The organism is Mucilaginibacter sp. A5337, assembly GCF_059690695.1.
Genome location: NZ_JCAWEC010000006.1, coordinates 154,112 through 178,037, shown reverse-complemented (window position 1 = coordinate 178,037; position 23,926 = coordinate 154,112). Strand labels below are relative to the sequence as shown.

Below are 23,926 nucleotides of genomic sequence, written 5' to 3'. Positions count from 1 at the left end.
TAGCAGATTTCAATTATATGATAGCCTCAAGTTTGAAAAATTTGGGGCTTTTTTATCATTTATCCATAGGCTGTTATGCGTTGATGACAGACAAGTGCGGCATTACAGCGATAGCGTGCAAAAAGTGGTGCATTGGGCATCGCCATAACTATAAATAGAAAGCCGGCGTTTCATTGTTTGACCAGGGGTGTTAAAACGCCTGAATTTCTATCTTTGTGGCTTGTAGGTAACCTATTCAAATCACTATGCAAACCGTAAAAGACCAATTTGAAAAAAAGACTGTTATTGAAGGCGCTGGTTTTAATCTTTGCCTGATGGCATTGATGACTTTTTTATGGACGATAGTAGCCTTTATCGGCTTATACGGAAAACTCTCTTCGGCGGCGCTTATCATATTCCTGTCTATATGTGTTTTTCTGGTCAGCAAAGGGTTATTTCTTTCCAGTGCTGCCAGGTTGTTGCCAGAGCAGGAAGACGGAAATGAACAAAAAAGGGATAAAAAGTTCAATTACATTTTTATTGGCGAAGGTGTGGGGATTTTATTGGGGATAAACATTGTGAATAATATCGGCCACCAGGATCTTGACGTGCCTGTGATAGCGCTCATAACCGGGCTGCATTTTTTTCCGTTGACTAAAATACTTACACGTCCTGTTTTATATATCGTTGCCGGCTGGTCTACCCTTGTTGCGCTTATAGGAATGGTGCTGATATTGAATAATCTGATGGATGTTAAGGGTATCATGACCTTCACAGGTATTGGCATGGCGCTGGCTACTGCAGGTTATGGCTTTTACACATGGTTGTCTGTGCGTGATACGGCCGCCTCGTTAACTGAAAACTAAAGCCGGATTTTTTAGAACAAAGCCTTCAAAACGATTGCTGTTTGGAGGTCGGGATGTATTTAATCAATATAAACGCTGTTGAATGAGTTTAGGGCATATCGATGATTAACCCAATATTTCTCCTTATACTGCACGCGATTGCGACAAAGTAAAAGGTGTTATAAGGTTCTGATAGTGAAAAAATAGCGTTTTGTTTTGCCTTTCAAATGCTTTAAATTTCATTAACTAATTAAAGCAAACGCAAACAAGCTTAACTATAACCGGTCATGAAAAAAACTATCCTTATCCTGCTGCTCATTGCTGTCTCATTTGGCTCCGGGTTTGCCTTTAAGGCTGCCCTGACTGCATCAATCCACCGACCTGCCGAATTAAAAAGGGTAACCGGCATTGGTGGTATCTTTTTTAAATGTAAGGAACCTGCTAAGGTCAGGGCCTGGTATAAGGAGCACCTGGGTTTACAGACAAATCAGTACGGTGCTGTGTTTGAATGGAGGCAAGGTGCCGATACGCTAAAAAAGGGATTTACCCAATGGAGCCCTTTTAACGAAAAAACCAAATACTTTGCACCTTCTGATAAGGATTTTATGGTTAACTATCGTGTTGCAGATTTGACGGCACTCGTAACGCAGCTCAAAAAAGAAGGCGTAGCTATAGTTGATACGATAGAAACCGTTGATTATGGCAAATTTGTTCATATCATGGATATTGAGGGCAACAAAATTGAGTTATGGGAACCCAACGATATCGCGTATGAAAAATTAGGCATAAAAATGGGCGCGCAGACCACCAAATAATGCATAGCCAGGCTGATTGAAGATCACAAGCAGTTGCCGCTCCAATCTCTATTTAAGCAATTCGGGATAATGGCGCGCAATCAGGTCCTTGTCATCATTTCCAAGAGCACTGAATAACACCGGGGCATCCTGCGGCCTTACACCTTTTTGATTGATGCGGTTCATGAGGCTCCAGTCTTTTACCGGTTTATCGGGCGATGGATCGGCAGGCTCCTGGGCGGGGAGGTCATAGCGTGTAAAATCCACCACCATTTCCGGGCCATTTTTGTGCCAGTTTCGTAAGGTAGCCAGGCGAAATTCCCTGTTCATGTACCATTTGATCTCTTCATTGCCCCATGAATTACCTATGCCAAGCCCTTTTTCTTCAAAACGGTAATTCCATTGGCTATTATCAGGATAATGACCGCGCCAGGCCTCGCCATACTCGCCAAAAGTGACGAATTTAACATCCGGCCATCGTTTTACGGTATCGCCTGTCCATTTCTCCAATGCCCGGTACGCGAGAGTATCATCCCAGTTTTTTCGTTCGGCTATTTTAACCAAAGCAGCTTCCCAGATGTTGGGGATCCAGCCAAAACCGTTCAGTTCAAAGCCCCGGTCAAAATGGATAGCTTGTGTATGCATCACCGAATAATGACCTATATCCAAACCCCAATCGCCATAGGTTTCAATAGGACCCACACCACGGCGGCTTGCTGCCCCGTTAAAAGGCGTTGTGCCCCACACATTCCCGCTTTGGAGTGCGCACAAAAAATCCACACTCCATCCATCAAGGTTCACGCAGTCAATAAAGTCGCTTTTGCCCTGGGCTGGTTTGCAAAAATGTTGTTTTGATGGATAAAAGGGATAGGAGGGTGAGCCGTCGGCCCCGCCACCATCTGTTTCATGCTGGCTCCAGATTACAGCATGTGCTACATGAATGTTTTCCTTTTCGGCTAAATAGGCCAGGTTATCGGCCGATAAAAATCCTCCCATAACAGCTTTAGGCCGGTAGCCATTACCAACCATGGCGGTTATGCGCTGCAAGGCCTCGGTCATTTCCTGGTTTACCCTTTTGCGCGGGAGATACATGGCCGGAAAATATCCCGGGAAATAAGAAACCTCGTCGCCATATTTGAGCTGGCAGTCGGCCGCGTATTTGCGGATATCAACATAATTAGGGCGCTTATCTTCAAGCGCATTTAAGGTAAAGCCCCAGGTTAGTTTGCCTCCCGGCACGTTTTTCGCAAAAATTTCCCTTAAGCGCTGTACCACTTCTAACGTATGGGCAAAGCCTTCGTCCCTGTTAATCAGTTTTACATCCCGCGATACTTCCCACGGCGAAGTACGGATCATGATGCAAAAGGTAACAAAGCGATTGCCCATCAGTTGCAAAGGCTTGTTAACCGAAAAAAGATCCAGCGCAGTGGCTTTGCCGATTAAAGGATTTGCTAATACGGCGGCACCGCCCAGTAAGGAGTTTTTACAAAAAGCCCGTCTTTCCATTAGGTTTACATTTTGCCCAAATGTAAAAACAAGTTTGTTTCTTTTCCGGCAGCGGGGGCATAAAAACTACTCAATTACGTTGGCCTCAAGAACCATTGTTTTTCGATCAAATTTCAATTCGGAGATAAGCGTGGCTGCAAAAATGAGGCTTCCGCCTAAAAACAATCGCCAGGTAAGCTGCTCATGTAAAATGAAACATGCCGCAATTGCGCCAAACACAGGTTCAAAGAGGTAAATGATGGCTACCCTTTCGGCACTCAGGTAACGCTGAGAGATGTTGGAAATGGTGTACATGTAAGCGGTAGAAAAAAGCGAGCAATAAACAACGCCCATCCAAAATTCATTGTTTTGCGGCAGCCAGTTTGTGCTGGTATTATCGCCTAAGGCTAAACAAAAGGTAATTACTGCACACGCAGCAAACATCGGAACAACGGTGTGTGCAATGTGCTGCACTTTGGATAGTTTTTCTACCTTGATCAGATAAACAGCAAAGGCTACCGCTCCGGCAATAGTATACAAATCGCCAAGGCTAACCGAAAAATTAGCATTGATAGAAATAATTGATAAGCCTGCCAAAGCAATCACTGCTGCCAGCCAAATTTTTGCAGGGGCAACTGTGTTATAAAAAATTGCTTTTAACAAGGGAATGATAATCACACAAGTGCCTGCAACAAATGAGCATTGTGAAGCCGAGCTATGTTTGATGCCCAGGGTTTGCAAATAAATTCCGAGCGTAAGGGGTACGGCCAAACTTATGCCTGTTTTAACACCATCCCGGTTTATCTGCCTTAAATGTTTTGAGAAAATGACCGACAAAACTACTGCCGCGGCCAAAAAACGATAACATAAAAAGATGAGCGGGGAGTTATGCCCGATAGCCAGTTTGGTTATTGAAAATGATATGCCCCAAAAGGCTGTGCCTAATATCAGTAATACAAGGAAAACGTTCTTTTTCTCCATCTCAGTCGTTTATTAAATCTTTTTTCATCATGATATCTATCTGCCTGTCTGTGCCTAACATAAATACATGCTGGTCAAACTCCACGAAGCCGTTTTTCTTGTAAAAACTGATCGCCCTGAAATTCTTTTCCCATACACCAAGCCATATGTACCTGGCCCCGGCTTGCCGGGCTATTTGAACAGCTTTTTCGTACAGCAGTTTTCCGATGTTTTTTCCAAGAAATGCCTGAGATACGTAGATCCGCTCAATTTCAAGAGCATCATTGTCTTTAACATCTGTTTGCGCCTGCCCTGTGTTCAGCTTCAGGTAGCCGATAACCTCGTCGTTATGTATCGCAAAATAGAACTGCGATAATTTATTGTTCAGTTCATCGCTCAGCTTATTTAATGACAGGCTTTCATTGAGGTATTGCGCCATGTCTTTGGGCGTGTTAACTGCCGAAAAAGTTTCGGAAAAAGTTTGTATGCTTATATTTTGAAGTTGAGCTACATCGTTAGGTGTTGCATCAACAATCTTTACGTTATCCATATACAAATTTATTCATCTGTTAAATGCGGTAAAATGCTATTTTATCATCCATTAATGCATATATTGCATTAATGGATTTGCAGCAGATCAAATACTTTTTAGCCCTGGCGAAAGAGCTTCATTTTTGGAATACGGCCGGAAAAATGAACATTACGCAATCGGCCCTCAGCAGGCACATTCAATCATTAGAGAGCGAATTGGGGCTGCTGCTATTTGAGCGGAATAAGCGTAATGTGAAGCTCACCCCTGCAGGTAAGTTTTTGAAGGAGAAATGGGAGATGGAGTTGAGCGAGCTTGAATTTATTCATCAGTTTGCCCGGCAGATCCATTTAGGCGAAAGCGGTACGATAAGAATCGCCCATCCCGATTCCATATCAGGTTCGTTAATGCCGGATATGATTGCCCGTATTTCCAGTGCATTTCCAAAACTCCAGGTTGAGCTGGTACAGCTGCGCTATGAAAACCAACAGGAGTTTTTAAGGAATTATAAGATCGATCTTTCTGTTACAAGGGACGTTAATACCGCCCAGGGAATTAAATCAGAAAAAATTTACAGCGATTATTTGGCAATCGTAGTTCCTGAGGATCACATTTTCCATACTATCGAAGACCTGTCTAAAGAAACCCTTTCCCAACAAAAATTTATACTGCCGATAAGGGATGAGGGAAGCAGTTACAGCGATATCATTCAGCAGATGTTCAGGTCGTTCGATATTGTTCCGGACGACTACGTATATTCCGAATTTGGATCGACCATTATTGCATTAGTTAAGAAAGGGCTGGGGATAGCGATATTGCCGGATTCATACATGTATCACGAAAGCCCGGGAATAAGGTTTATCAGACTTCCCTTTAAAACCGATTTGTACATCAACTGGCGGGCAGATGATCATAACCCCGTACTTTCAAATGTGTTAAAACTGGTGCTGCAGTGAGGCGTACTGTAGATGAAGGTGGACTCATTCTTTGATATCGCTACAAAATCCCTCACTTAGGCTACAAATAGAAAATATTACCTCTCGACCTTTGGTGTATTCAACGTTTAAAATTATGAAACATCAAAATGAAAATCGGGATTATAAAACATGGTTTATCACAGGTGCATCCCGCGGTTTCGGGCGTGTTTGGGCCGATGCAGCGCTTAAACGCGGCGACAAAGTTGCAGTCACTGCACGCAGGCTGGGAAGCATTGCTGATTTAAAAGAGAAATACAGTGAAAACGTGTTAACCCTGGAGCTTGACGTAACCAACCCCGACCAGGTAAAAGCAGCAGTGGAGCAGGCCCATGCATATTTCGGCAGGCTTGATATTGTGCTCAATAATGCGGGCTATTCATTAGTTGGCACCATTGAGGAAGCTAATGCCGACGATGTGCGGGCGATGTATGATACCAATATATTCGGTACGCTCTCCGTTATTCAGGCTGCTTTGCCTTTACTGCGTGCGCAGGGAGGAGGCCATATATTAGGCATATCGAGTGGCCTTGGCCAGGTAACTTTACCGGTGATAGGTTATTATTGTTCATCAAAATGGGCCTTCGAGGCAATTCACGAAAGTTTGGCCAAAGAAGTAGAACCTTTCGGTATTAAAGTGACCATTATAGAGCCCGGTGCCTACGCTACAGAATTTGGAAGCCAGGAGTCGTTGAAGTTTGCTGCCGGTATGGACATTTACACCGATTTCAAGGCACGGTTTTTTGAGCGGTTAAAAACCTCGGAACGGGGAGATCCTGAAGCAACACCCGATGCCATCTTCAAAATTGTAGATTCCGAACATCCGCCACTAAGGCTCTTCCTTGGAAGCCATAACTTACCCTGGATACGTGCCGCTTATGCAGAGCGCTTAGCAACCTGGGAAGAATGGGAGCCTGTTTCAAATGCCGCTCAGGGCAAATCAAAGTAAATGATCACAATTATGTAAAACACCAATGATAGCTGATATTTGTATATAATACCGGCTATCATTGCATTAAGTTTTTGAGATGAAAAAGGAAGAACAGGGGCCCCTTAAATTTAATTCTTTATCAGATGTGCACCGGGCCTTTGGCTTGCCCAAGCCGTTGCATCCATTAATCAGTTTAATTAGCGGTACGGATAACCAGGTTATACCACGGAGACCGCACGGCTCGCATGTGCTTAGTTTTTATAAAATTTCGTACCGGCCAAAGCTTAGTCCGCGAATAAAGTATGGGCAGGATTATTACGATTTTGATGAAGGGGGGGTGCTGTTTGCGTCGCCCAACCAGGTTATCGGCGGCGATAATGATCATAGCGAGGGAGAATGCGCCCTTTATACGCTGCTGATCCATCCGGATTTTTTATGGAATTATCCTTTGGCAAAAAAAATCAAGCAGTATGGCTTTTTCTCATATTCGACTAATGAGGCATTGCACTTATCGGACAAAGAAAAATCAACCATCATTTCCCTTTTTAAAATTATCGAAGATGAATTAAATGGCAGGATAGATGATTTTAGCCAGGATGTCATCATTTCCCAAATTGATTTGTTGCTTAACTACGCGAATCGTTTTTACAAGCGCCAGTTTATCACACGCAAAGCCGTAAACAGCGACCTGCTGCAAAAGCTGGAAGATATTTTAGACCAATATTTTGCCGGTGAAAATTCAATAAGCGAGGGAATCCCAACAGTTCAATACCTGTCGAAGCAGTTGAATATGTCTCCGGGTTATCTGAGTGATATGCTGCGCTCCCTTACGGGGCAAAATGCACAGCAGCATATTCACCATAATCTTATCGAAAAAGCTAAAGAAAAGCTCTCCACCACGGCCTTATCTGTAAGCGAAGTGGCTTACGCATTAGGGTTTGAACACCCGCAATCGTTCAGTAAGTTGTTTAAAACAAAAACTCACCTTTCGCCGCTTGAATTCAGGCGATCTTTTAACTAAATACTTTGAAGATTGGCCTGGTTGCTGACCTGCACAGGAGTTTAATTTGGCGGTCGCGTGCACGGTGGCCGCCAGGTTTAGCAGCTAAACAACAAATAGCTTACCTTAAAATCGTCACATCTCCGCTGCGTATCTGGCTACCGTCTTTTAAATCGATGACATAAAAATAAACCCCGGCAGGCAGGGCGTTACCGTTAAATGTGCCATCCCAAGGTTTAGGATAGCCCTTGCTATAAAAAACAATGCTGCCGTTTCGGTTATAAACAGTTACGGAGCTGTTTATATAATCATTTAAATATTTGATGCTCCATAAGTCGTTGACCCCGTCGCCGTTGGGCGTGAAGGTGTTGGGGATTTTAATATTGGGGATTACCTTCACTGTTACTTCGCCTTCGGCATTACATCCATCAACTGATGTTACAGTAAGTTTATATTTTGTAGTAACCTCCGGGCTTGCCACCGGAAATGCTGATGACGAATTACTAAGGCCTACCGAAGGTGCCCACGTATAGGTTGCTATATCGCCGGTTATCTCCGGGGATAGTGTTATGCTGTTGCCCGACAGAATTTCTTCGTTTGATTTGAGCATTATTGCAGGTATCGGATTCACGTTCATATGCAGATCGATTCCGAGATTGGGGATGCCGCAGCCGTTGCCGGTAGTAACAGCGCAGTTTACTATGTCGCCATCTTTTAAGTTGCTTGTGGTAAATTTAAAAGAGTTGGGGCCGGTAGCAACGCCGTTCACCAGCCATTGAAACGATGTACCGGGATCGCCATTTATTACGTTGGCTGTAAAGGTGACCGGATTGCCCGCGCAAATTTTTAATGAAGGCGTAAATACTGATACCGACCTGCCTGGCGGAGCGGCCGAATATTTAGCGGTTGCCATGAACGATGCGGCTGCTATGCCCCCTGTTTTGTCAATTGCGGTTAAGGTTACCTGTACGGGAACATTATTGTAGATGGGGGAGTTGGGAGCAGGTGTTTGTGTAACTTTGATTTGGCTGTCGGGACAGTTATCTGTTACCAAAGCTTTTACAGCATAATTAGCCAGGTTGGCACAATCTTGCAAAGTAACATCGTTATATGCAGATGTAAATGCAGGTGTACTTTGAACGTTGACAGGTATAACAGCAGCAGTTTGCCGACAGGTGCTTGACCCTATATTTCCGGTAAGCTGATTGGCACCACCGCCGCCTATAGTTGAAACAACTGCGCCAAGGGTAACTTTCCTGATGGTATTGTTTATTTGGTCGACAACATAAAGGTTTCCGCACAGGTCCATATCTATCGCACCCACCTGGCCAAACAGGGCCTGGGATCCGGCCCCATCTATATCGCCTATATCGGCATGACCGGCAAATGTTTTGGCTTTTCCATATTTGTCGAATATTTTTATCATACCGCCATCGCCTATAAATAAGTTGCCCGAGCGATCAAACTTCAGCGCGGTTGGACCTACAAAAAAAGCATTGGCCGGATCGGAAATATCGTTTTCACCCACTTTACCCGGATTAAAATAAGTGGATACTGTACCGTCAGGTGCTATTCTTTTGATCTTAACTTTATCGCCCAGTTTCAACTCCACAATGCCAACATAAACGTACCCCGCATCGTCGGCTGCTATACTATAAATAAAGTGGAAACGGGCTAAGTTGCCCGGGCCATCAAGGTCGCCATCTGTTGTTCCTGCTATCTGTTGTACTGTGCCGGCGGTTGTGATTTTGTAAACCGCGTTACCTGTATTACTTACAACGTATAAGTTTTGCTGTTTATCAATTGTTATTGCTCCGGGGTTGGGTATTAATCCAATATCTGTTACTATGCCATCGGGGCTTAGCTTTTTTACCTTATTGGCGTCAATATCCGAAAAATAGATGTTACCGGTATTGTCGCAAACCATGCCGCCAGGTGGTATGCGCCCCACAGTGCCTGCAGTCCCTCTAAAGATGTCACCGCCTGTACCAGGGGGGCCTCCAGCAAAAATGCTCACCGTACCATCCGGCGCTATTTTTCGAATCATGAGCGTAGTTGCCCCTCCGAAATATAAATTGCCTGCCGGATCAAAGCAAAGAGCTGTCAGATCGGTTATTCGGATAGCATCGGGATGTGACTGCGTAGAAACACCGTTGGTTGCCGAAGCTATAGTAACTATTTGCGGGCCGACGGTACCGCAATCAAACGTTTGTGGCGTGAACCTGAATTTCGTAATGGAATCAGTGGTGTTAATAACGGTTGCAATATCTGTAACATATGCTGGGTGATCTCCAGACGAATTGATCACATAATTGCCACCGGCGTCGAGCTTTAATGTAATGGGTTGGCTTTTGGGAACAATTACAGGGGATTGGGCAAAAAGAGATACACACATGCCAAAGCATAGCATAGTAAATATGCATCCGATTTCTTTGCAACAGGTCAATTTGCTGTTTAGGTTAACTGGTTTTGGTTTAGGTAAATATAAGTAAAAGTGAAAACCGGTCAATAGGATTTACCTATAAAAAAACGCCAATATGTATTTTAAACAGCTGCCATCTTTTTTACAATTTGATTACTATCCGTGGAATTTTTTACCTATCATTACAAAATGCATATTGTAATTGGTTCCAAACTCCTTCTTGTAGCTTGTTTATCACTTATGAAGCCGGCGAAGCCTGCCGTACTTCACGCAGCAAAAAAACATAAGGCAAACAGAACGGTAAAATCGCACAGCCATACAAGGTTAAGGCATCATTATGCCGAGGTAGAGGCCAATTATGAAACAGGGGAGACTACGCCCGACGAGCTGGTTGAATTTGCCCAAACCCTTAAAGGTATCAGGTACAGGTATGGATCAAGCAACCCGGAAAGGGGTTTTGATTGCTCGGGCTTTGTCAATTATGTATTTACCCATTTCAATATTTCTATCCCCCGCAGTTCATCTGATTTTGCGCCGGTTAAGGGTATTGATATTAAAGATGCCAAATTTGGCGATCTGATATTGTTTACCGGAACCCGCAGCCACAATTATCGCAGCGCAGGCCATATCGGTATTGTAATATCACAACCCGGAGAGCCGCTGGTGTTTATCCACTCTACATCCGGCGATGAAAATGGCGTTACAGAAACTGCTATGAACGAACGTTATCAGCGCAGGTATATTAAAACAATCCGGGTGTTTAAGGAAGATCCTCAGCCACAGGAAGAGGATGATACAGTTCCGGATGCCGTGGAAGATGCCCGTTAATGTCTTGTTGTAAAGACATATAATTGCGTCTATAGTTTTGCAAGGTTATAAAACAGGCAAGTCTACTCTGTATATTTTGAGACGCATGTGATGCGTCTCTACATTTCGCCTTCTCCTTAATAACTCCTCTTTACCAATCTCTGGTCGATAAACAGGTATCCTACAAATCCTGCAATTAATGTTAACAAGATCCATTTAAAGCTGACTACAGCATTTAAAAACATATCGCCACTTTCGGGACTCATCACCGTAAGCAGGCCATAGGCCAGTGCTAAGCCCACAGCAAAAATCCCCAGCGCCAGCAGGTTAAATTGCAGATTGCTTTTGCGGTTGGCCTGTTCCTGTAACTTGCGACGAACGTTTGCCGCGAAGCTCATGGGTAAGCCTTCTGCTGGTTCAGTGCTAAGTGCGGAGAACAGGTTTTGATAAACAAGCAAATCGTCCTTATCTTCTTCCGAAAGTGTTTTGCTATCCGGAACCAAGCCATTGTTCAACAGCTCCTGTAATTCGTCATCATCCAGCTCTTTCATATATTTTCTTTCTTAAGGTCTTTTTCAATTTTTTCTTTCAATAATTTACGCGCCCTGAAAAGATAACTTTTTACCGTTCCCTCAGGTATGCCGGTGATCTCCTCAATCTCAGCACATGAAAACTCATTAAGGTGGTACAGCGTCAATACTGTTTTGTATTGATGCGGCATTTGGTCAATAAGGAGGTTAACATAGGCAGCAGTATTCTTCTTTATCAGTTCCTGTTCCGGTGTTTCGTCTGTAAAATGATAATTATCAATATTTTCAGGATATTCGGAAGGGGAATTGTTCTTGTGCTTTTTTAAATAGTTTACAGCGGTTAAATAGGCAATACGGGCTATCCAGGTTGATAGTTTTGACTGAAACTCAAACCGGTGCAGGCTTTGGTGTACCTTAATGAAAACGTCCTGGCAAATATCTTCTTTGCTTTGCTGGTCTTTCACCAGGCGGTTTATCACAAAGAAAACCAGCTTTTCATACTGCTTTACCAGCAGTTCAAAAGCCCGGAGATCTTTATTTAATATCCTGGATACAACCTCGTGTTCATTAAACATATTACAGTAGTCAATATATAAGGTTTGGCGGTTGCAAAAAAGAAATAAAAAATATTTTAAAATAATTGCAACCGGACTGTCGCGAGCATTGACTACTGTAGCAAATACTTAAACAAATAATATCATGAAACAGTTAATGCCATTCATCGTCATCATAGTATTCTTTATACTGATCGCCATATTCATACTTGCTCTTTACAACTACATGCTGAAAAAACGCATCATTAAAGCGGGCCCGCTGGATGAGAACAGTGTTAAATTTCTGGCCGAGTTAAATTCAGGCAACGAAGCTTTAAAATGGGGACTTATCCTGCTTTGCGCCGGCATTGGTTTTATAGTAATACAATTTATCCCTTACAGCGCCGAAGATTCGCCTGTTCCTTACGGGGTTGAAATGATCTTTATTGCCGCGGGCTTTCTGCTCTATTATCTGCTGCTTCGCCGCCGTAAGGACTAAATAATCAGTTTAATCTATTTTACTAAGCGGGTGGTTTAGCTGCCCGCACACCCAGTTTTTAAGAGAGAAATTGCTCTCATGGAATCCCTTTGCCTAAAAAATCTAACACCCTTACACATATGAAAACTAAACAAACAATAATACGCTTCATCATGATGATAGCCGTATTTATCGCACATAACCTAAACACATATGCTCAAAACGCAATACAAGTAAAAGGCATTGTTGCTGATTCGGTAAGTAAAGCACCGCTGCCATTGATAACTATACGTTTAAAAAATACAGCCAATGAAACTGTAATGGTTGCCGCTACCAAAGAGGATGGCTCTTACAGTTTTGTTGCTGTACAACCGGCCAATTATACCTTGCAGGTGAATGCTATCGGCTACAGCGCAAAAAACATAACTCTTGATCTTACCCATCAGCAAAAAACAATGGAGCTTAAACCGGTTTTTTTAAGCGATGTAATGACCAATTTGAAAGAAGTTACCATCACCGCCGAAAAGCCGATCATCAGGCAAAAAGCAGACAGGATCATTTACGACCTGAAGGCTGACCCCGAAAGTAAAGGAAACAACGTATTAAGTATGATGAGGAAGATTCCTTACCTGTCATTAGATGGGAATGATAACTTGTTGCTCAAAGGCAATTCGAGCTTTAGGGTGTTTATTAACGGAAAGCCATCAAATAGTTTAGAAAATAACCTGAAGGCTGTTTTGAAAAGTATTCCGGCTTCAACTATCGAGCGGATAGAAGTGATCACCAATCCGCCGTCAAAGTATGATGCTGAGGGTTTGGCTGGCATCATCAATATCATCACCAATAAAAAGATCAATGATGGTATCAACGGTTCCGTAAACATCAACGAAAGTTTGCCTACTGGCGGTCCTGGTGTTGGCGGGTCATTTACCGCTAAAAAAGGAAAGTTTGGGGTTTCGGCTTTTGGCGGTGGCAGCATCAATAATTCGCCACAAACTTATAATAATAACAAACGTGTTGATACTGCCGGTACAGTACTGGCGCAAAACGGTTCCCAGCGCTCAAATAATAAAACTGCTTATTTCGGAAGTGAATTGAGCCTGCAGATAGATACCCTGAATTTATTAACAGCCCAGTTTAACTATAATGGCAGCCGCGGAAGTGATTATGCCGCACAGAATTCCCTGTTAAACGGTGACAACCGCCTTGAGCAATATAGTTTTCAAAACAATAGCAAGGCTACCGGCCACGGTATTGATGCAGGTATCAATTACGAATTAGGTTTTAAAGGGGTTAAAAACAGGTTGCTTACATTTTCATACATGTACAGCAACAACACAAATAATAAAAATGGCAATGTGGAATTTTTTGACCGCGTAAATTTTATCACGCCCAATTTTCAGCAAATAGACAGGCAAAAATTTAAAGAGCATACTGCCCAGGTTGATTTTGTTACACCGGTGAACAAAGTAACTGTTGAAGCCGGTTTGAAAGCGATATTCAGGAATAACAGCAGCGATTTTAGTTACACCACATTTAATGTTAGCACCGGTTTATATGAGTATGACGCGGCACAGTCAAACGTTTTTACCAATACGCAAAATGTGTTTAGTGCCTACAATTCATATCAAATTGCTTTAAACAGCTGGAATATCAATGCCGGTGTCCGGGTTGAAGAAACCGTGATCCGTGCCAATTTTAAGAACACTGCATCTTTAGCTGATCAGAATTATCTTAATGTGGTTCCTTCTATCGCGGTGAGTAAAAGGTTTAAAGACGAAAGCAGCATCAACTTCGGGTTTTCACAAAGGATCAGAAGACCGGGTATCAACAGGCTTAACCCTTTTGTCGACACTTCAAACCCCAATATTGAAGTTACAGGTAACCCAAACCTAAGGCCTGTTTTGTTGAATGATATCCAGTTTGGTTATAGCAGCAATAAAAAACTATCGGTAAATATCGGGCTCGATTACTCATTTATGAATAACCTTGATGTACAGGTAGTAAATTTTAACCAGGGTAGCCAAATTACACAAGTAACTTATGCCAACACCGGTAAAGCGCAAAGTGCGGGTGTAAATTTTAACCTGAGCTACCCGGTAACCTCTATATACAATGCCAGCCTGAATGGTAACGCGATGTACCTATGGCTACAAGGCCACGCCGACGGAAAAGCGGTAAACAACGACCTGCTGATGTATGGCGTTACCCTGTCAAATGTGGTACGTCTTGCTCATGGTTGGGCCCTGAATGCCGATTTGGGTGTTAACAGTCGTAATCCCACAGGCTTACAAGGTTATACCAACGGCTTTTTTTACAGCGCCTTTAACTTCAATAAGGATATTGTAAAAAATAAGTTTAGTATCTCAGGTGGTATCAAGAATCCATTTACCAAATACCGCAATAGCATAAGCAAAACTTTTGGCCCGCAGTTTAATCAAACTTACCAAAGCATGAATTATTACAGATCATTCAGCATTAGCCTTAACTATAACTTTGGTGGATTGAGGGACAGGATCAATAAAAACAGGACAGGAATTGAGAATAATGATGTGGCTAATTGAGAGCGTGTCAAGACTAACATCTAAGAGTCATCATCGTGAGTAGCCGTCAGGGCAATCCTGAAAAAAAACCATGATGACGTATGAAATATACTTTGGCAGTGGTGCGAGGGGCAGCGTTAGATTGCAGTGAAAAGCCCACAGCGCGTGCCGGGCTTGCGGGCGGGAAAAGCGAGGACTTGTAACGGAAGCCCGGGCCGCAGGCAACGCCCATATTTACAATATTGATTTTTTAAATATTACATAGTAGTCAAGTTATTGATTATTAAGTGTGTTTAGGAGGCAATTTTATGATAAGGGCGTTGCCTGCGGCCTGGCTGTATGCTCATACTGCACCGGCCTTATCCGTTGGCTAACGGACGGTATCCGCTCCCATCCCTAACGCGGCCCGCACACCATCCCTGAAATGTATTTTACACGTCATCGCGTTTTTTTTCTGGATCCACTTGATGGTACCTCGCAATGATGTGGTGTGTAAAACCCGATAATTTTATCTATGGCAGCAGCTTAACATCCTCCAGCTCATGTTCCAGTTTCCATTTTTCAACAATGGGTTGCTCCAGCTGTATCTGGCGATACTCGTCGGGAGCCATGATAGGTACGCCATAAACTATGGGGTAGTTGCGCTGGCAAGCAGAGCAGCTGAGGATTCCTTCTATAATGTTTTGTGCTGTGTCTTTTACTAATACCTGCAGGTTGAGGTCGCTTTTATCAAAGGGGCAGCATAGTTTTTCAATTGTTTTGAGTTGCATGTTGAGTAGTGTTTGTGCTTAACGCGTTTTTAAATTCTTTAACTTTTTCTTCAGGATCGTCGGCGCTCAAAATGCCGGATATCACAGCTATACCATCAAAAGGGGTTAGTTTTTTGAGCTCGCTGATGTTTTGAGGAGTGATACCTCCGGCCACAAAAATGGGCATACGGGTAAGTTCGCAGGCCCGTCTCACGGTGGCCGGCATAACAATATCACAGCTGCCCGCCGACGATGATGGGAACATGGAACAGAAAGAAACATAATCTAACTGATGATCCCTGGCCCAAACTACCGTGTCAAGATTGCCTGTACAGGTTATTCCGGTTAGGAACGGTCGGTTTACTGCGTTCCGGATAACAGATAATGAAGTTGGCACCTCATCGAAATGGACCCCATCCAAAGCCGGGATATCACGCAACAATGTCCAGTCGGCATTGATAAGCAAGGGTACGGAATATGGTTTGCAAATAGCCGCAATCTTTTCAATCAACGCTGTTTTATCCGCACCGGGCTGCCAGTTGTTCCAAATTTGTACTACCTGGATCCCTCCCAATAGGGCTGATTGTAGTTTAGCCAGCAATATTTTTTCATCAATAGCGGGATTTAGCACAAGGTAAATGCCGCCGGTAATTTTATAGGTGTTTTCCATTATTTCCATCCGTTTTTATAAGCGCTAAAAAAAGCCTCCCAATAAGGGTCCTTACTAAAGTAGGGCATGTCTTTTTCTTCGCCGTTTTCAATTAGTTTATACCCGCGTGCCTTGTTGGTAAACTCACCAACAATGGTAGCCGGTATCTCATTTGCTTTTAAATGATGAAGCGTATTTTGTGCCCATTGCTTTTTTACTGCTATGATCATGGCCCCGGCGCCTATGCAATAACGTGGATCGATGTTGAACAAAGAACAAATACCGCCTGCTACATTATCAACGGGAAGCAGGTCGTTATCTATCAGTACTCCATTGCCCGATGCAACAGCCATTTCATAAATAGCACCCAATACGCCACCCTCGGTTACATCATGCATGGCTGTTACACTAAGGGAGCGGTTACCTATCTCGGCAGCAGTAAGTCCGTCTTTTAAAGATGATGTTTGGTAAAACATTTCGCAGCCGCGTTGATAAACCTCAGTACCCAGTTTGTTTTTTACCGTTTCGGAAAAACTCATGGCCAGTATTGCCGCCGATGACATGGCGCATTGTTTGGTAACGATGATCGCGTTTCCTTCCTCGGCATTTTTACTCAGGAGGATCTCATTCAATGGTGCGGTAAGCAGCATGGTGCCGCCACCGGCAATGGTTGAGTTTTGACCTTCAATGCTACCGGTATGCCCGCCGGTTATGGCTACACCGATATCGTTGCAATAGCGATGAATATGGTCCCAGTAGGTAGTAAAATCGGCCTGGCTTAAACCCGGCGGCAGGTTAAGCACCATCTGGGCATACTGAGGCGCAAATCCCGTTGTGGCCATGTCATTGGCCATTAAGTGTACCGATAGCCATGCCGACTCTTGCAAGCCTAAAGAAGGGATAAGCGATAAAGGATCGCTGGTGAGTGCCAGGCCCAAACCACCGGGCATACTGATCACCGATACATCGACACCAAATGCCGGGCCGCCAATAACCTCGCTGCGCGGGTGACCGCAACGTGGCAGGATGATCTGTTCAAAACCATCGCCTGTTATTTTTCCGGATAAAGACATGGCTCCTTAATCAAGAAGTTTAACATAGAGACCGAAAAAGTCGCCCGCGGGCACGCTCCATTGCTGTACCGGGAACCATTCAGGCAAACCTGTGCACGTCCACTCAATGGTGTATTGGCGGCCTTGCAATGCCTCATCTATTTTTTTGATCAGCATAGCAGGGGTATAAAAAGTAGCCGTTACATAAAAAGGATTTTTACCGAACATTTGCTGTACCCGGCGGCGCAGCACCTTGGGTGAATTACGGTTCATCATACCAAAGGCGATGCCATGTTTACCCACCCGCGCTGCTTCACGGATCACCTGTACCGGATCGCGGTAATACTCAAACGTGGTGATGAAGGCAACAGCATCAAAAGTATGGTCCTTAAAAGGCATAAAGTGGGAGTCGGCGTTTACCAGGTCGCCTTTAAACAGGTGTACTGCCTGGCCCAGCATAAAGGGGGAAAGGTCGCCACCGGTAGCGTCAATACCTATTTCATGCCACCAGCGGGTAAAGCGGGTTGTGCCGCAGCCAAACTCAAGCAGTTCTTTTACGCGGGTATCTGTACCCACCAATTGTGCCATTACCTTTTTTTGCCATACTTCGGCGCGTTTATAGCGGCCTTCATACCATTGCTCGTAAGTATCGGTGTGTTCGCGGTTAAAAAACCATTCTTTGCGGCCCTGCCAGTTGGCAAGGCTTTTGGTCATGAGGCCAAAGTTGTTTCCGGATTCCATGTGTTTTTTCATTAAATAAAAAAGCCTTGTTTCAAGCCCGGCAATACCGGTACAGAAACAAGGCCTGTGTATGAAAAAACAGCAAACGCCGAAAATCAAACTGAAAAGCCAGTGCATCCCTACGCCGGTATTATCCGTGTCAGGTTTTGCGGGTATTATCTCAGCCTTAACCATAGTGGTTAAAGCACCCCGTGCTATATGAAACGAAGGTAGTTTATTTAAGCTGAAAACAAAAAACCTAATTTGATAAACGTTTACTGTTTTACGTCAGCGATACCATTTGGCAACATTGCCTTGGCCACCAAAGCCATATCCAAAGCCTCGCGAATCAGTTTGATCCTGCCGTTTTCGGCAACCACGCGGCCCATGTAAGTTTGTGGATAATCCCGGCCTGTTGAGTTTACGACGGCATTCACATCGTACTCGCCAAATGCCTGATCCGGGGTGTCGATATGGATCCGGATGTTTTGAAAATTGAAGTTGCCGAACGTTTTTGGCAGGTTTTTAAGGAAATTGTAAATCACCTCTCTGCCTTTCCATTGCCAGGGTAAACCCAGGCTTGCCAGGTAAGGGAGTTCAAAAACGGCGTCATCTGCAAATAGTTCGATGGCTATATCTGGGTTGTTAACATTTTCAAGATATGCGAGCAATAATTGTTTAGCGGTTTTCATTTTTTGAGATTTTATGATCCTGTCCGTTCATCGGGCGGGGCATTACAAAAGTGCAAAACCGGGCAAAGTTGTGCATTGACATATCGTAATAAAGAAATTGATATTTATCAATGAAATTAAAGGGTTAGCTGAGAGTATGTTAAGTAATTGTTAATGACCTAAACGATTTTGTGACATACAGATGTGATAACTTATTGTACATTTGTACTATCAAAACAGTGCGGGATGGAGCAGTTGGTAGCTCGTCGGGCTCATAACCCGAAGGTCATAGGTTCGAGTCCTGTTCCCGCTACCGAATCGGACAAGCTTGAAAAATCAAGTTTTGTCCATTTTTTTTGCCATTAACTTGCTGTTTGTCAAGTAGAATTGCTCTTCAGGTTCGAAATAAGAAATTTTTACCTACTATTCTTGTTATGTCATTTAAAATGCCGATTAAACAAAGAAGGACGGCTAATTTTAGCCATTCACGTTTATCCTTTAATTTTTAATGAATGTATTAATCCATCAGCTATCTCTAAATGATAACTCAATACAATAGGGCTACCATCAAATTTTCCTGAAGCTTCTGCTTTTAGAATGCTTTCCGTTCCTTTTTCTTCAAAGCTGACGGGCTGCATGGTAGCTTCGTATCGCGCGTTAGCATCCGCGATCCAAAGTTCTATCTCTTTTCGTCCTTTGTGCGTTTTGCCTTCATCATAAACCAATGCTGTTTCAGAAAAACAATTTGCATAAGCAACGCTGTCAAAGTTGTTTTGTGTTTTTACTAAATCTGATAATACTTTCGGTAAGTTCATTATAAGTTATTTTGAGGTTTGTTAAATAGTCGGTATCGTTCCGCCGTCGATGACGAAATTTGTTCCTGTTAAGTAATTCGCTCTTGGTGAAACCAAAAAGCCAACCAATTCGGCTACCTCTTCTGGTTCGGCTGGCCGGCCGTAAGGTATTCCGCCCAATGCGTCCATAACACCTTGCTGAGCTTCTTCTACCGTGCTATTTGCATTTCTTGCGATCTCACCCAACCAGGCTACCGATGCTGTTGTATTGATCCATCCCGGCGAAACAGTTAGCACTCGGACACCTTTTGGTGTAACTTCATTCGATAAACTTTTACTGTAATTGATTAAGCCTGCTTTTGCAGCTGCGTACGGTAAGGTAGAATCGTACAACGGTAATTTGCCCTGTATCGAAGCGATGTGGATGATAACACCGCTTTTCCGATCGATCATTTGCGGTAAAAATCCCCTGTCGAGCCTGACAGGAGCCAGTAAATTAGCTTGCAGGGTTGATATCCAGTCCTCATCATTTAATACCGAAAAACCACCGGCGGGTGTTGATGAACCACCAAGGTTGTTTATCAGGATATCCAGCCTGCCATAGGCCTCAAGCACCTCGCTGATTACTTTTTGCGCATCTTCCGTGTTGCTTAAATCGGCAGGAATAAAATGCAAGCTGCTGTTTTCTTTTTCGGGTTTATTCCTTGCAGTTATAATTACCCGTGCACCAGCTTGTAACAGCCTTTCTGCGATAGCCTTTCCGGCTCCTTTTGTACCCCCTGTTACCAGTGCAATTTTACCCGATAACTCATTTTGATAATCCATTTTTTGATCGTATTTAAATTTCTTTGTACAAATCTCTGAAGTACGTTAATTCCTCACAAGTACGGAGTTACGATTCAGATAGGGATAAATTTTTCCCCTATTGCGCAGATTTGGATATAGGTTTAATTTTGCGCTATGTATGAAAGGAAAGTAATACCAAACCTGAACTGTGGGCTTGACCTGATAGGTGAAGTGCTGTACGGCAAATGGAAGATACGCCTGCTTTGGTTTATCCATCAGGGACATCAGCGTCCAAGCGAACTGCAACGCAAAATTCCCGATGCGTCACGCAGGGTTTTAAACATGCAGTTGAATGAATTGGAAAAACACGAACTGATTACCAGAAAAATTTATCCTGTTGTACCACCAAAAGTAGAATACAGCCTGACCGAATTTGGTAAGACGGTAATCCCTTTAATTGCCTCATTAGGGCAATGGGCAGATGAACATGAAGACCGTTTACGGGATGTGATCTTAAAATAAATTTCAATTTCGGATTTAGACGACAACCTAATTAGTTAACTCCTGATCAGAATGTATATACTGCAATGGCTGCTTACTTGCTGCGGTGAATAAAGGCTGGAAGTTACAGCTCATTTCTTTGCAGTCTCAGCTGAATTAGAAACTTAAACCAAGATAGGAATAATCAAGTCAAGCAAGTAAGTTTAAACCTTTTATTAGACGGTTTGGTTGTAGTGCTATTAGGGCTGCCTTTAAAACCTTCAGATGAAAATCTAAGGGTCGGCGAAGCAATAGTTGTTAAAGCAGCGACTGTAATGCCATATTGAAAATACCATCGGGGTCAGAAACGAGGTTAAAACTTTAAATTTTAGCTAACATAAACTTTTGTGAATAGATGCAATATTCTAATATTTGTGTAATCTGTTAAAATGTAGCGCTTTATCCTTTAATAAACCTGTTATGAAATTACGATTGATCTTATCATTTTTCCTTTCTATCACCTGTTTCATCGCGTTTGGCCAGGAAAAAAAGAGTGAAGTTATTGTTGAAAAAGGCTTAGTTAAAGTATCCATCATGTATCCTTATGCCGAGGGTAAAACCTTTAATATGGAATATTATGAAACGAAGCACATGCCAATGGTGGCGGGGTTTTTAGGATCAAATTTGGTTAAATACACCATCGAAAAAGGGATTGCCAGTGGTATCCCTAACCAGCCGCTGCCTTTTATGGCTATCGGTACCTTTTATGTGAAAAGCCTGAGCGACTATCAAGCTGCCATAGCGCCGCATAGAGATACTATTCGTGCGGATTTTGCAAATTACACTAATGTTAGCCCTGTTATTTTGGTAAGTGAGGTGGTGAAATAAGCTTAAATCCCATTCGTGGTATTCTTAAAGTTAAGCGCCTCAAATCAGAAAGATTTGAGGCGCTTTTGTTGTGATGCAATTATAGCACGGCTTTGAGGCAGAATTTAATATACTTAAGCCTCATATCGCCTTCCCTGCACATTATTGCCGGGCCCCGTTATTTTTAAAGTCGCTAATGGTACTTCCATTATAACGATATACCCCGTCAACAGATCCAAACCAAATGCTTCCTTTGTCATCTTCTAAAATTCCGAAAATCATGGGTTTGTTTATTATTTCGGTTGCCGTTGGCTTTTTATTATTCAGGGACTTTTCATCGTAGCGGGAAAGTGCCCAGGCTTTGCTGTTAGCACTAAAACCAGCAGACACGTTATATGTGCCATTTGCGCTTTCTGAGCAGGTCCAGATATTACCCTTTTTATCTTCATAGATATAGCCAACAAACTTTGGCGTGAAATTGATAAAAGCGCTGCCGTTGTAACGCCAAAGGCCATCAGTGCCGCCCAACCAGATATTGCCTTTTTTATCCTCAATTATGGTGCGAACATTTACAAAAGGTTTTCCGTCATGGGTTAAAGTGGTAAGTATTTTTCCGTCATACGTATAGGCATGGCCTCTTGTGCCAAACCAAAATTTTCCAGTTTTGTCTTTAATGATCGAGTTAATATCATTATGCATCCAATCGATCTCCGGAAGCCAATGCCGGTAAGCTGATATATGGACGGAATCGGCATCGCTATGGGGCGGCGCTTTTGTCATTTTGAAATTTTGAAAGGATATTCCATCGTAGTGGCTTGCTCCTTCTTCGGTGCCGAACCAAATAATACCTGCTTTATCTTCATATATACAAGTAACACTATTACTGGCAAGTCCCTCTTTTGTTGTAAAATTTCGGAATGACTTACCATCGTAATAATAAACGCCTGAACCAATAGAGCCAAACCACAAGTTGCCTTTGCTGTCTTGTAAAACAGAAAAGAAACGGGCCGAACTTACTTTACTGGTAATGTTGGTAAAAGATTTTCCGTCGTATTTAAAAATACCATCAAATGCAGCAATCCAGATATTGCCTTTTCTATCTTGAATGATATTCCGGGTGATGCGGTTGGGGCCGTAGGAAGTGGATACTTCTTTGGTTTCAGACTTGGTATTGTCTTTTGGTAAGTCTGTTTTGGCTTGCCCTTCGCAGGAAGAGGAAAGAACAAGCATCAGGAGCAGGGTGTAAAGGTTTCTTTTATTTTTCATATCAAAGTTATTCACCGAAATTACCTTGATATTTTTCGAACGGAAGAAGCTGAATTGTAAATAGAAATGCAAACTTTGTAAATAAAATTTAAATAGCATGCGGAACAGCCGAAAGATCTTCTCCGGGAAAGGCAAATACTTGTTTGGATTGATGCTATTCTTGTTTGCCGTTGCAATTTGCACGGCTTTTGGTATGACCGGCAGTGACGAATTTAATATCGCCAGAAGGGAAGTTTTGCTCCGCAGGATCGGGCATGAACTACTTTTAAAGTCGGGCGATAGTACATCAAGGGTACTTCCGGTAGAAAAGATAGCAGAAAATGAATATCGGATCAGCTTCGAGAAAAATCTCACTTTTCAAACGGATTACCTGGTGAACACTACCCGCCGGCTGTTAGCTCAGGACCCACTCGCACGTGATTATATCGTTAATGTTCTGAACTGCGGCAATACAAGCATAACTTATGGATTTGCTATATCCAAAAATAAAAGAAATGATATTGTGCCATGTAAAGGGAGGGTGCAACCCACAGCACGTTACATGATCGACATTAAATTTGAACCAACGCATATCAACGCAGCAAAGAGTGTATATCTTCTGGGCAGCCTGCCATTTTTAGCATTTGTTGGTTTTCTCTTTTTGAGATCTGCTAAGCCACAAAGAGGCTCAAATAAAGGCTTGAGTGCCCCAATATTCACTTTTGGTTCGGTTTCATTTGATCTACAGGAGCGGCAGCTGACCATAAATAAGGAGACCATAGATCTTACCGGTACAGAAACGCGTCTGCTGCTTATTTTCGCATTATCTCCAAATCAGGTTATAGAGCGAAGCCGGTTGCAAAAAGAGATATGGGAAGATGAGGGTGTTATTGTGGGGCGAAGCCTGGATATGTTCATATCAAAACTCAGAAAAAAGCTGGAATTAGATCCTAATAGCAATATTGTTGTTATACGCGGCAAAGGATATAAACTGGAAGTGAGTGCTTAGAGGCTGTTTAAAAACGGTAGTTTGAATGTAGAGACGCATAATTGCGTCTATCGCTTGCAATTTATGGCAACAGAGACGCTTTTGAAATCGGCTT

25 protein-coding genes, 1 tRNA gene and 1 riboswitch are annotated in these 23,926 nt (G+C 43.0%); of the genes, 12 read left to right on the top strand and 14 right to left on the bottom strand.

Annotated elements, in window-relative coordinates:
- Positions 1-245 precede the first annotated feature (245 nt).
- Complete coding sequence (locus AC59JO_RS21060) at positions 246-845, top strand: hypothetical protein (RefSeq protein ID WP_497307764.1); 600 nt, start codon at positions 246-248, stop codon at positions 843-845.
- Between the two features lie 266 nt (positions 846-1,111).
- The gene (locus tag AC59JO_RS21055; protein WP_497307762.1) at positions 1,112-1,639 is read left to right on the top strand and encodes a VOC family protein; all 528 of its coding nucleotides are present in this window, start codon (positions 1,112-1,114) and stop codon (positions 1,637-1,639) included.
- 48 nt (positions 1,640-1,687) lie between these two features.
- Here AC59JO_RS21055 and AC59JO_RS21050 read toward each other — a convergent pair whose 3' ends face one another.
- The 3 genes from AC59JO_RS21050 to AC59JO_RS21040 form a co-directional block, all read right to left on the bottom strand.
- A complete protein-coding gene (locus AC59JO_RS21050) occupies positions 1,688-3,124 on the bottom strand; it encodes a DUF3863 domain-containing protein (protein ID WP_497307760.1) in 1,437 nt (478 codons plus the stop codon).
- 66 nt (positions 3,125-3,190) lie between these two features.
- Complete coding sequence (locus AC59JO_RS21045) at positions 3,191-4,084, bottom strand: DMT family transporter (RefSeq protein ID WP_497307758.1); 894 nt, start codon at positions 4,082-4,084, stop codon at positions 3,191-3,193.
- A 1-nt stretch (position 4,085) separates the two neighbouring features.
- Entirely contained in the window at positions 4,086-4,613 is a 528-nt protein-coding gene (locus AC59JO_RS21040; protein WP_497307756.1) for a GNAT family N-acetyltransferase, read from the bottom strand.
- 71 nt (positions 4,614-4,684) lie between these two features.
- Here AC59JO_RS21040 and AC59JO_RS21035 point away from each other — a divergent pair, with 71 nt between their 5' ends.
- The 3 genes from AC59JO_RS21035 (at position 4,685) to AC59JO_RS21025 (ending at position 7,518) form a co-directional block, all read left to right on the top strand.
- The gene (locus AC59JO_RS21035) at positions 4,685-5,548 is read left to right on the top strand and encodes a LysR substrate-binding domain-containing protein (RefSeq protein ID WP_413670724.1); all 864 of its coding nucleotides are present in this window, start codon (positions 4,685-4,687) and stop codon (positions 5,546-5,548) included.
- A gap of 115 nt (positions 5,549-5,663) precedes the next feature.
- A complete protein-coding gene (locus tag AC59JO_RS21030) occupies positions 5,664-6,515 on the top strand; it encodes an SDR family NAD(P)-dependent oxidoreductase (protein ID WP_497307754.1) in 852 nt (283 codons plus the stop codon).
- A gap of 79 nt (positions 6,516-6,594) precedes the next feature.
- Positions 6,595-7,518, top strand: a complete 924-nt coding sequence (locus tag AC59JO_RS21025; protein ID WP_497307752.1) for a helix-turn-helix domain-containing protein — start codon at positions 6,595-6,597, stop codon at positions 7,516-7,518.
- 100 nt (positions 7,519-7,618) lie between these two features.
- Here the strand turns inward: AC59JO_RS21025 and AC59JO_RS21020 are convergent, their stop codons facing one another.
- Positions 7,619-9,892: a T9SS type B sorting domain-containing protein gene (locus AC59JO_RS21020; RefSeq protein ID WP_497307750.1), complete on the bottom strand. Its 2,274-nt coding sequence runs from the start codon at positions 9,890-9,892 to the stop codon at positions 7,619-7,621.
- A gap of 267 nt (positions 9,893-10,159) precedes the next feature.
- Here AC59JO_RS21020 and AC59JO_RS21015 point away from each other — a divergent pair, with 267 nt between their 5' ends.
- Positions 10,160-10,747: a C40 family peptidase gene (locus AC59JO_RS21015; protein ID WP_497307748.1), complete on the top strand. Its 588-nt coding sequence runs from the start codon at positions 10,160-10,162 to the stop codon at positions 10,745-10,747.
- Between the two features lie 116 nt (positions 10,748-10,863).
- Here AC59JO_RS21015 and AC59JO_RS21010 read toward each other — a convergent pair whose 3' ends face one another.
- On the bottom strand, positions 10,864-11,277 hold the full coding sequence (locus AC59JO_RS21010) for a hypothetical protein (RefSeq protein WP_413670729.1): 414 nt from the start codon (positions 11,275-11,277) through the stop codon (positions 10,864-10,866).
- Positions 11,274-11,831, bottom strand: a complete 558-nt coding sequence (locus AC59JO_RS21005) for an RNA polymerase sigma factor (RefSeq protein ID WP_091216737.1) — start codon at positions 11,829-11,831, stop codon at positions 11,274-11,276. Before AC59JO_RS21005 ends, AC59JO_RS21010 begins: the two co-directional genes overlap by 4 nt.
- Positions 11,832-11,955: 124 nt before the next feature.
- Here AC59JO_RS21005 and AC59JO_RS21000 point away from each other — a divergent pair, with 124 nt between their 5' ends.
- Positions 11,956-12,288, top strand: a complete 333-nt coding sequence (locus tag AC59JO_RS21000; RefSeq protein ID WP_413670730.1) for a hypothetical protein — start codon at positions 11,956-11,958, stop codon at positions 12,286-12,288.
- Between the two features lie 119 nt (positions 12,289-12,407).
- Complete coding sequence (locus tag AC59JO_RS20995) at positions 12,408-14,831, top strand: outer membrane beta-barrel family protein (RefSeq protein WP_497307745.1); 2,424 nt, start codon at positions 12,408-12,410, stop codon at positions 14,829-14,831.
- A 491-nt stretch (positions 14,832-15,322) separates the two neighbouring features.
- Here AC59JO_RS20995 and AC59JO_RS20990 read toward each other — a convergent pair whose 3' ends face one another.
- From AC59JO_RS20990 to AC59JO_RS20970, 5 genes are all read right to left on the bottom strand, one after another.
- Positions 15,323-15,580, bottom strand: coding sequence for a Trm112 family protein (locus tag AC59JO_RS20990; RefSeq protein ID WP_413670732.1), 258 nt, complete (start codon positions 15,578-15,580; stop codon positions 15,323-15,325).
- Positions 15,561-16,229: a thiamine phosphate synthase gene (locus AC59JO_RS20985; RefSeq protein WP_497307743.1), complete on the bottom strand. Its 669-nt coding sequence runs from the start codon at positions 16,227-16,229 to the stop codon at positions 15,561-15,563. The genes AC59JO_RS20990 and AC59JO_RS20985 overlap by 20 nt, the downstream gene beginning before the upstream one ends.
- Positions 16,229-17,281 (bottom strand): AIR synthase family protein, encoded by a 1,053-nt coding sequence (locus AC59JO_RS20980; protein WP_497307741.1) that lies wholly within the window; start codon positions 17,279-17,281, stop codon positions 16,229-16,231. The genes AC59JO_RS20985 and AC59JO_RS20980 overlap by 1 nt, the downstream gene beginning before the upstream one ends.
- Positions 17,282-17,287: 6 nt before the next feature.
- Positions 17,288-18,001 carry a class I SAM-dependent methyltransferase gene (locus AC59JO_RS20975; protein WP_413670735.1) on the bottom strand — a complete coding sequence of 238 codons (714 nt, stop codon included), beginning with the start codon at positions 17,999-18,001 and terminating at the stop codon, positions 17,288-17,290.
- 99 nt (positions 18,002-18,100) lie between these two features.
- Positions 18,101-18,203: riboswitch (TPP riboswitch) on the bottom strand.
- 52 nt (positions 18,204-18,255) lie between these two features.
- Positions 18,256-18,672, bottom strand: coding sequence for a nuclear transport factor 2 family protein (locus AC59JO_RS20970; protein WP_413670736.1), 417 nt, complete (start codon positions 18,670-18,672; stop codon positions 18,256-18,258).
- A gap of 219 nt (positions 18,673-18,891) precedes the next feature.
- Here AC59JO_RS20970 and AC59JO_RS20965 point away from each other — a divergent pair.
- Positions 18,892-18,964: transfer RNA gene (locus AC59JO_RS20965), tRNA-Met, on the top strand.
- 178 nt (positions 18,965-19,142) lie between these two features.
- On the opposite strand, the gene AC59JO_RS20960 is transcribed toward AC59JO_RS20965, so the two are convergent.
- Entirely contained in the window at positions 19,143-19,466 is a 324-nt protein-coding gene (locus AC59JO_RS20960) for a nuclear transport factor 2 family protein (RefSeq protein WP_497307739.1), read from the bottom strand.
- 21 nt (positions 19,467-19,487) lie between these two features.
- Entirely contained in the window at positions 19,488-20,270 is a 783-nt protein-coding gene (locus AC59JO_RS20955; protein WP_497307737.1) for an SDR family oxidoreductase, read from the bottom strand.
- A gap of 135 nt (positions 20,271-20,405) precedes the next feature.
- On the opposite strand from AC59JO_RS20955, the gene AC59JO_RS20950 reads away from it, so the two are divergent.
- Together AC59JO_RS20950 and AC59JO_RS20945 are read left to right on the top strand one after the other, a co-directional pair.
- Positions 20,406-20,753 (top strand): winged helix-turn-helix transcriptional regulator, encoded by a 348-nt coding sequence (locus AC59JO_RS20950; RefSeq protein WP_497307735.1) that lies wholly within the window; start codon positions 20,406-20,408, stop codon positions 20,751-20,753.
- 438 nt (positions 20,754-21,191) lie between these two features.
- The gene (locus AC59JO_RS20945; protein WP_497307733.1) at positions 21,192-21,599 is read left to right on the top strand and encodes an EthD family reductase; all 408 of its coding nucleotides are present in this window, start codon (positions 21,192-21,194) and stop codon (positions 21,597-21,599) included.
- A 141-nt stretch (positions 21,600-21,740) separates the two neighbouring features.
- On the opposite strand, the gene AC59JO_RS20940 is transcribed toward AC59JO_RS20945, so the two are convergent.
- A complete protein-coding gene (locus AC59JO_RS20940; protein WP_497307731.1) occupies positions 21,741-22,844 on the bottom strand; it encodes a ligand-binding sensor domain-containing protein in 1,104 nt (367 codons plus the stop codon).
- Between the two features lie 97 nt (positions 22,845-22,941).
- On the opposite strand from AC59JO_RS20940, the gene AC59JO_RS20935 reads away from it, so the two are divergent.
- Positions 22,942-23,832 carry a winged helix-turn-helix domain-containing protein gene (locus AC59JO_RS20935; protein ID WP_497307729.1) on the top strand — a complete coding sequence of 297 codons (891 nt, stop codon included), beginning with the start codon at positions 22,942-22,944 and terminating at the stop codon, positions 23,830-23,832.
- Positions 23,833-23,926 lie beyond the last annotated feature (94 nt).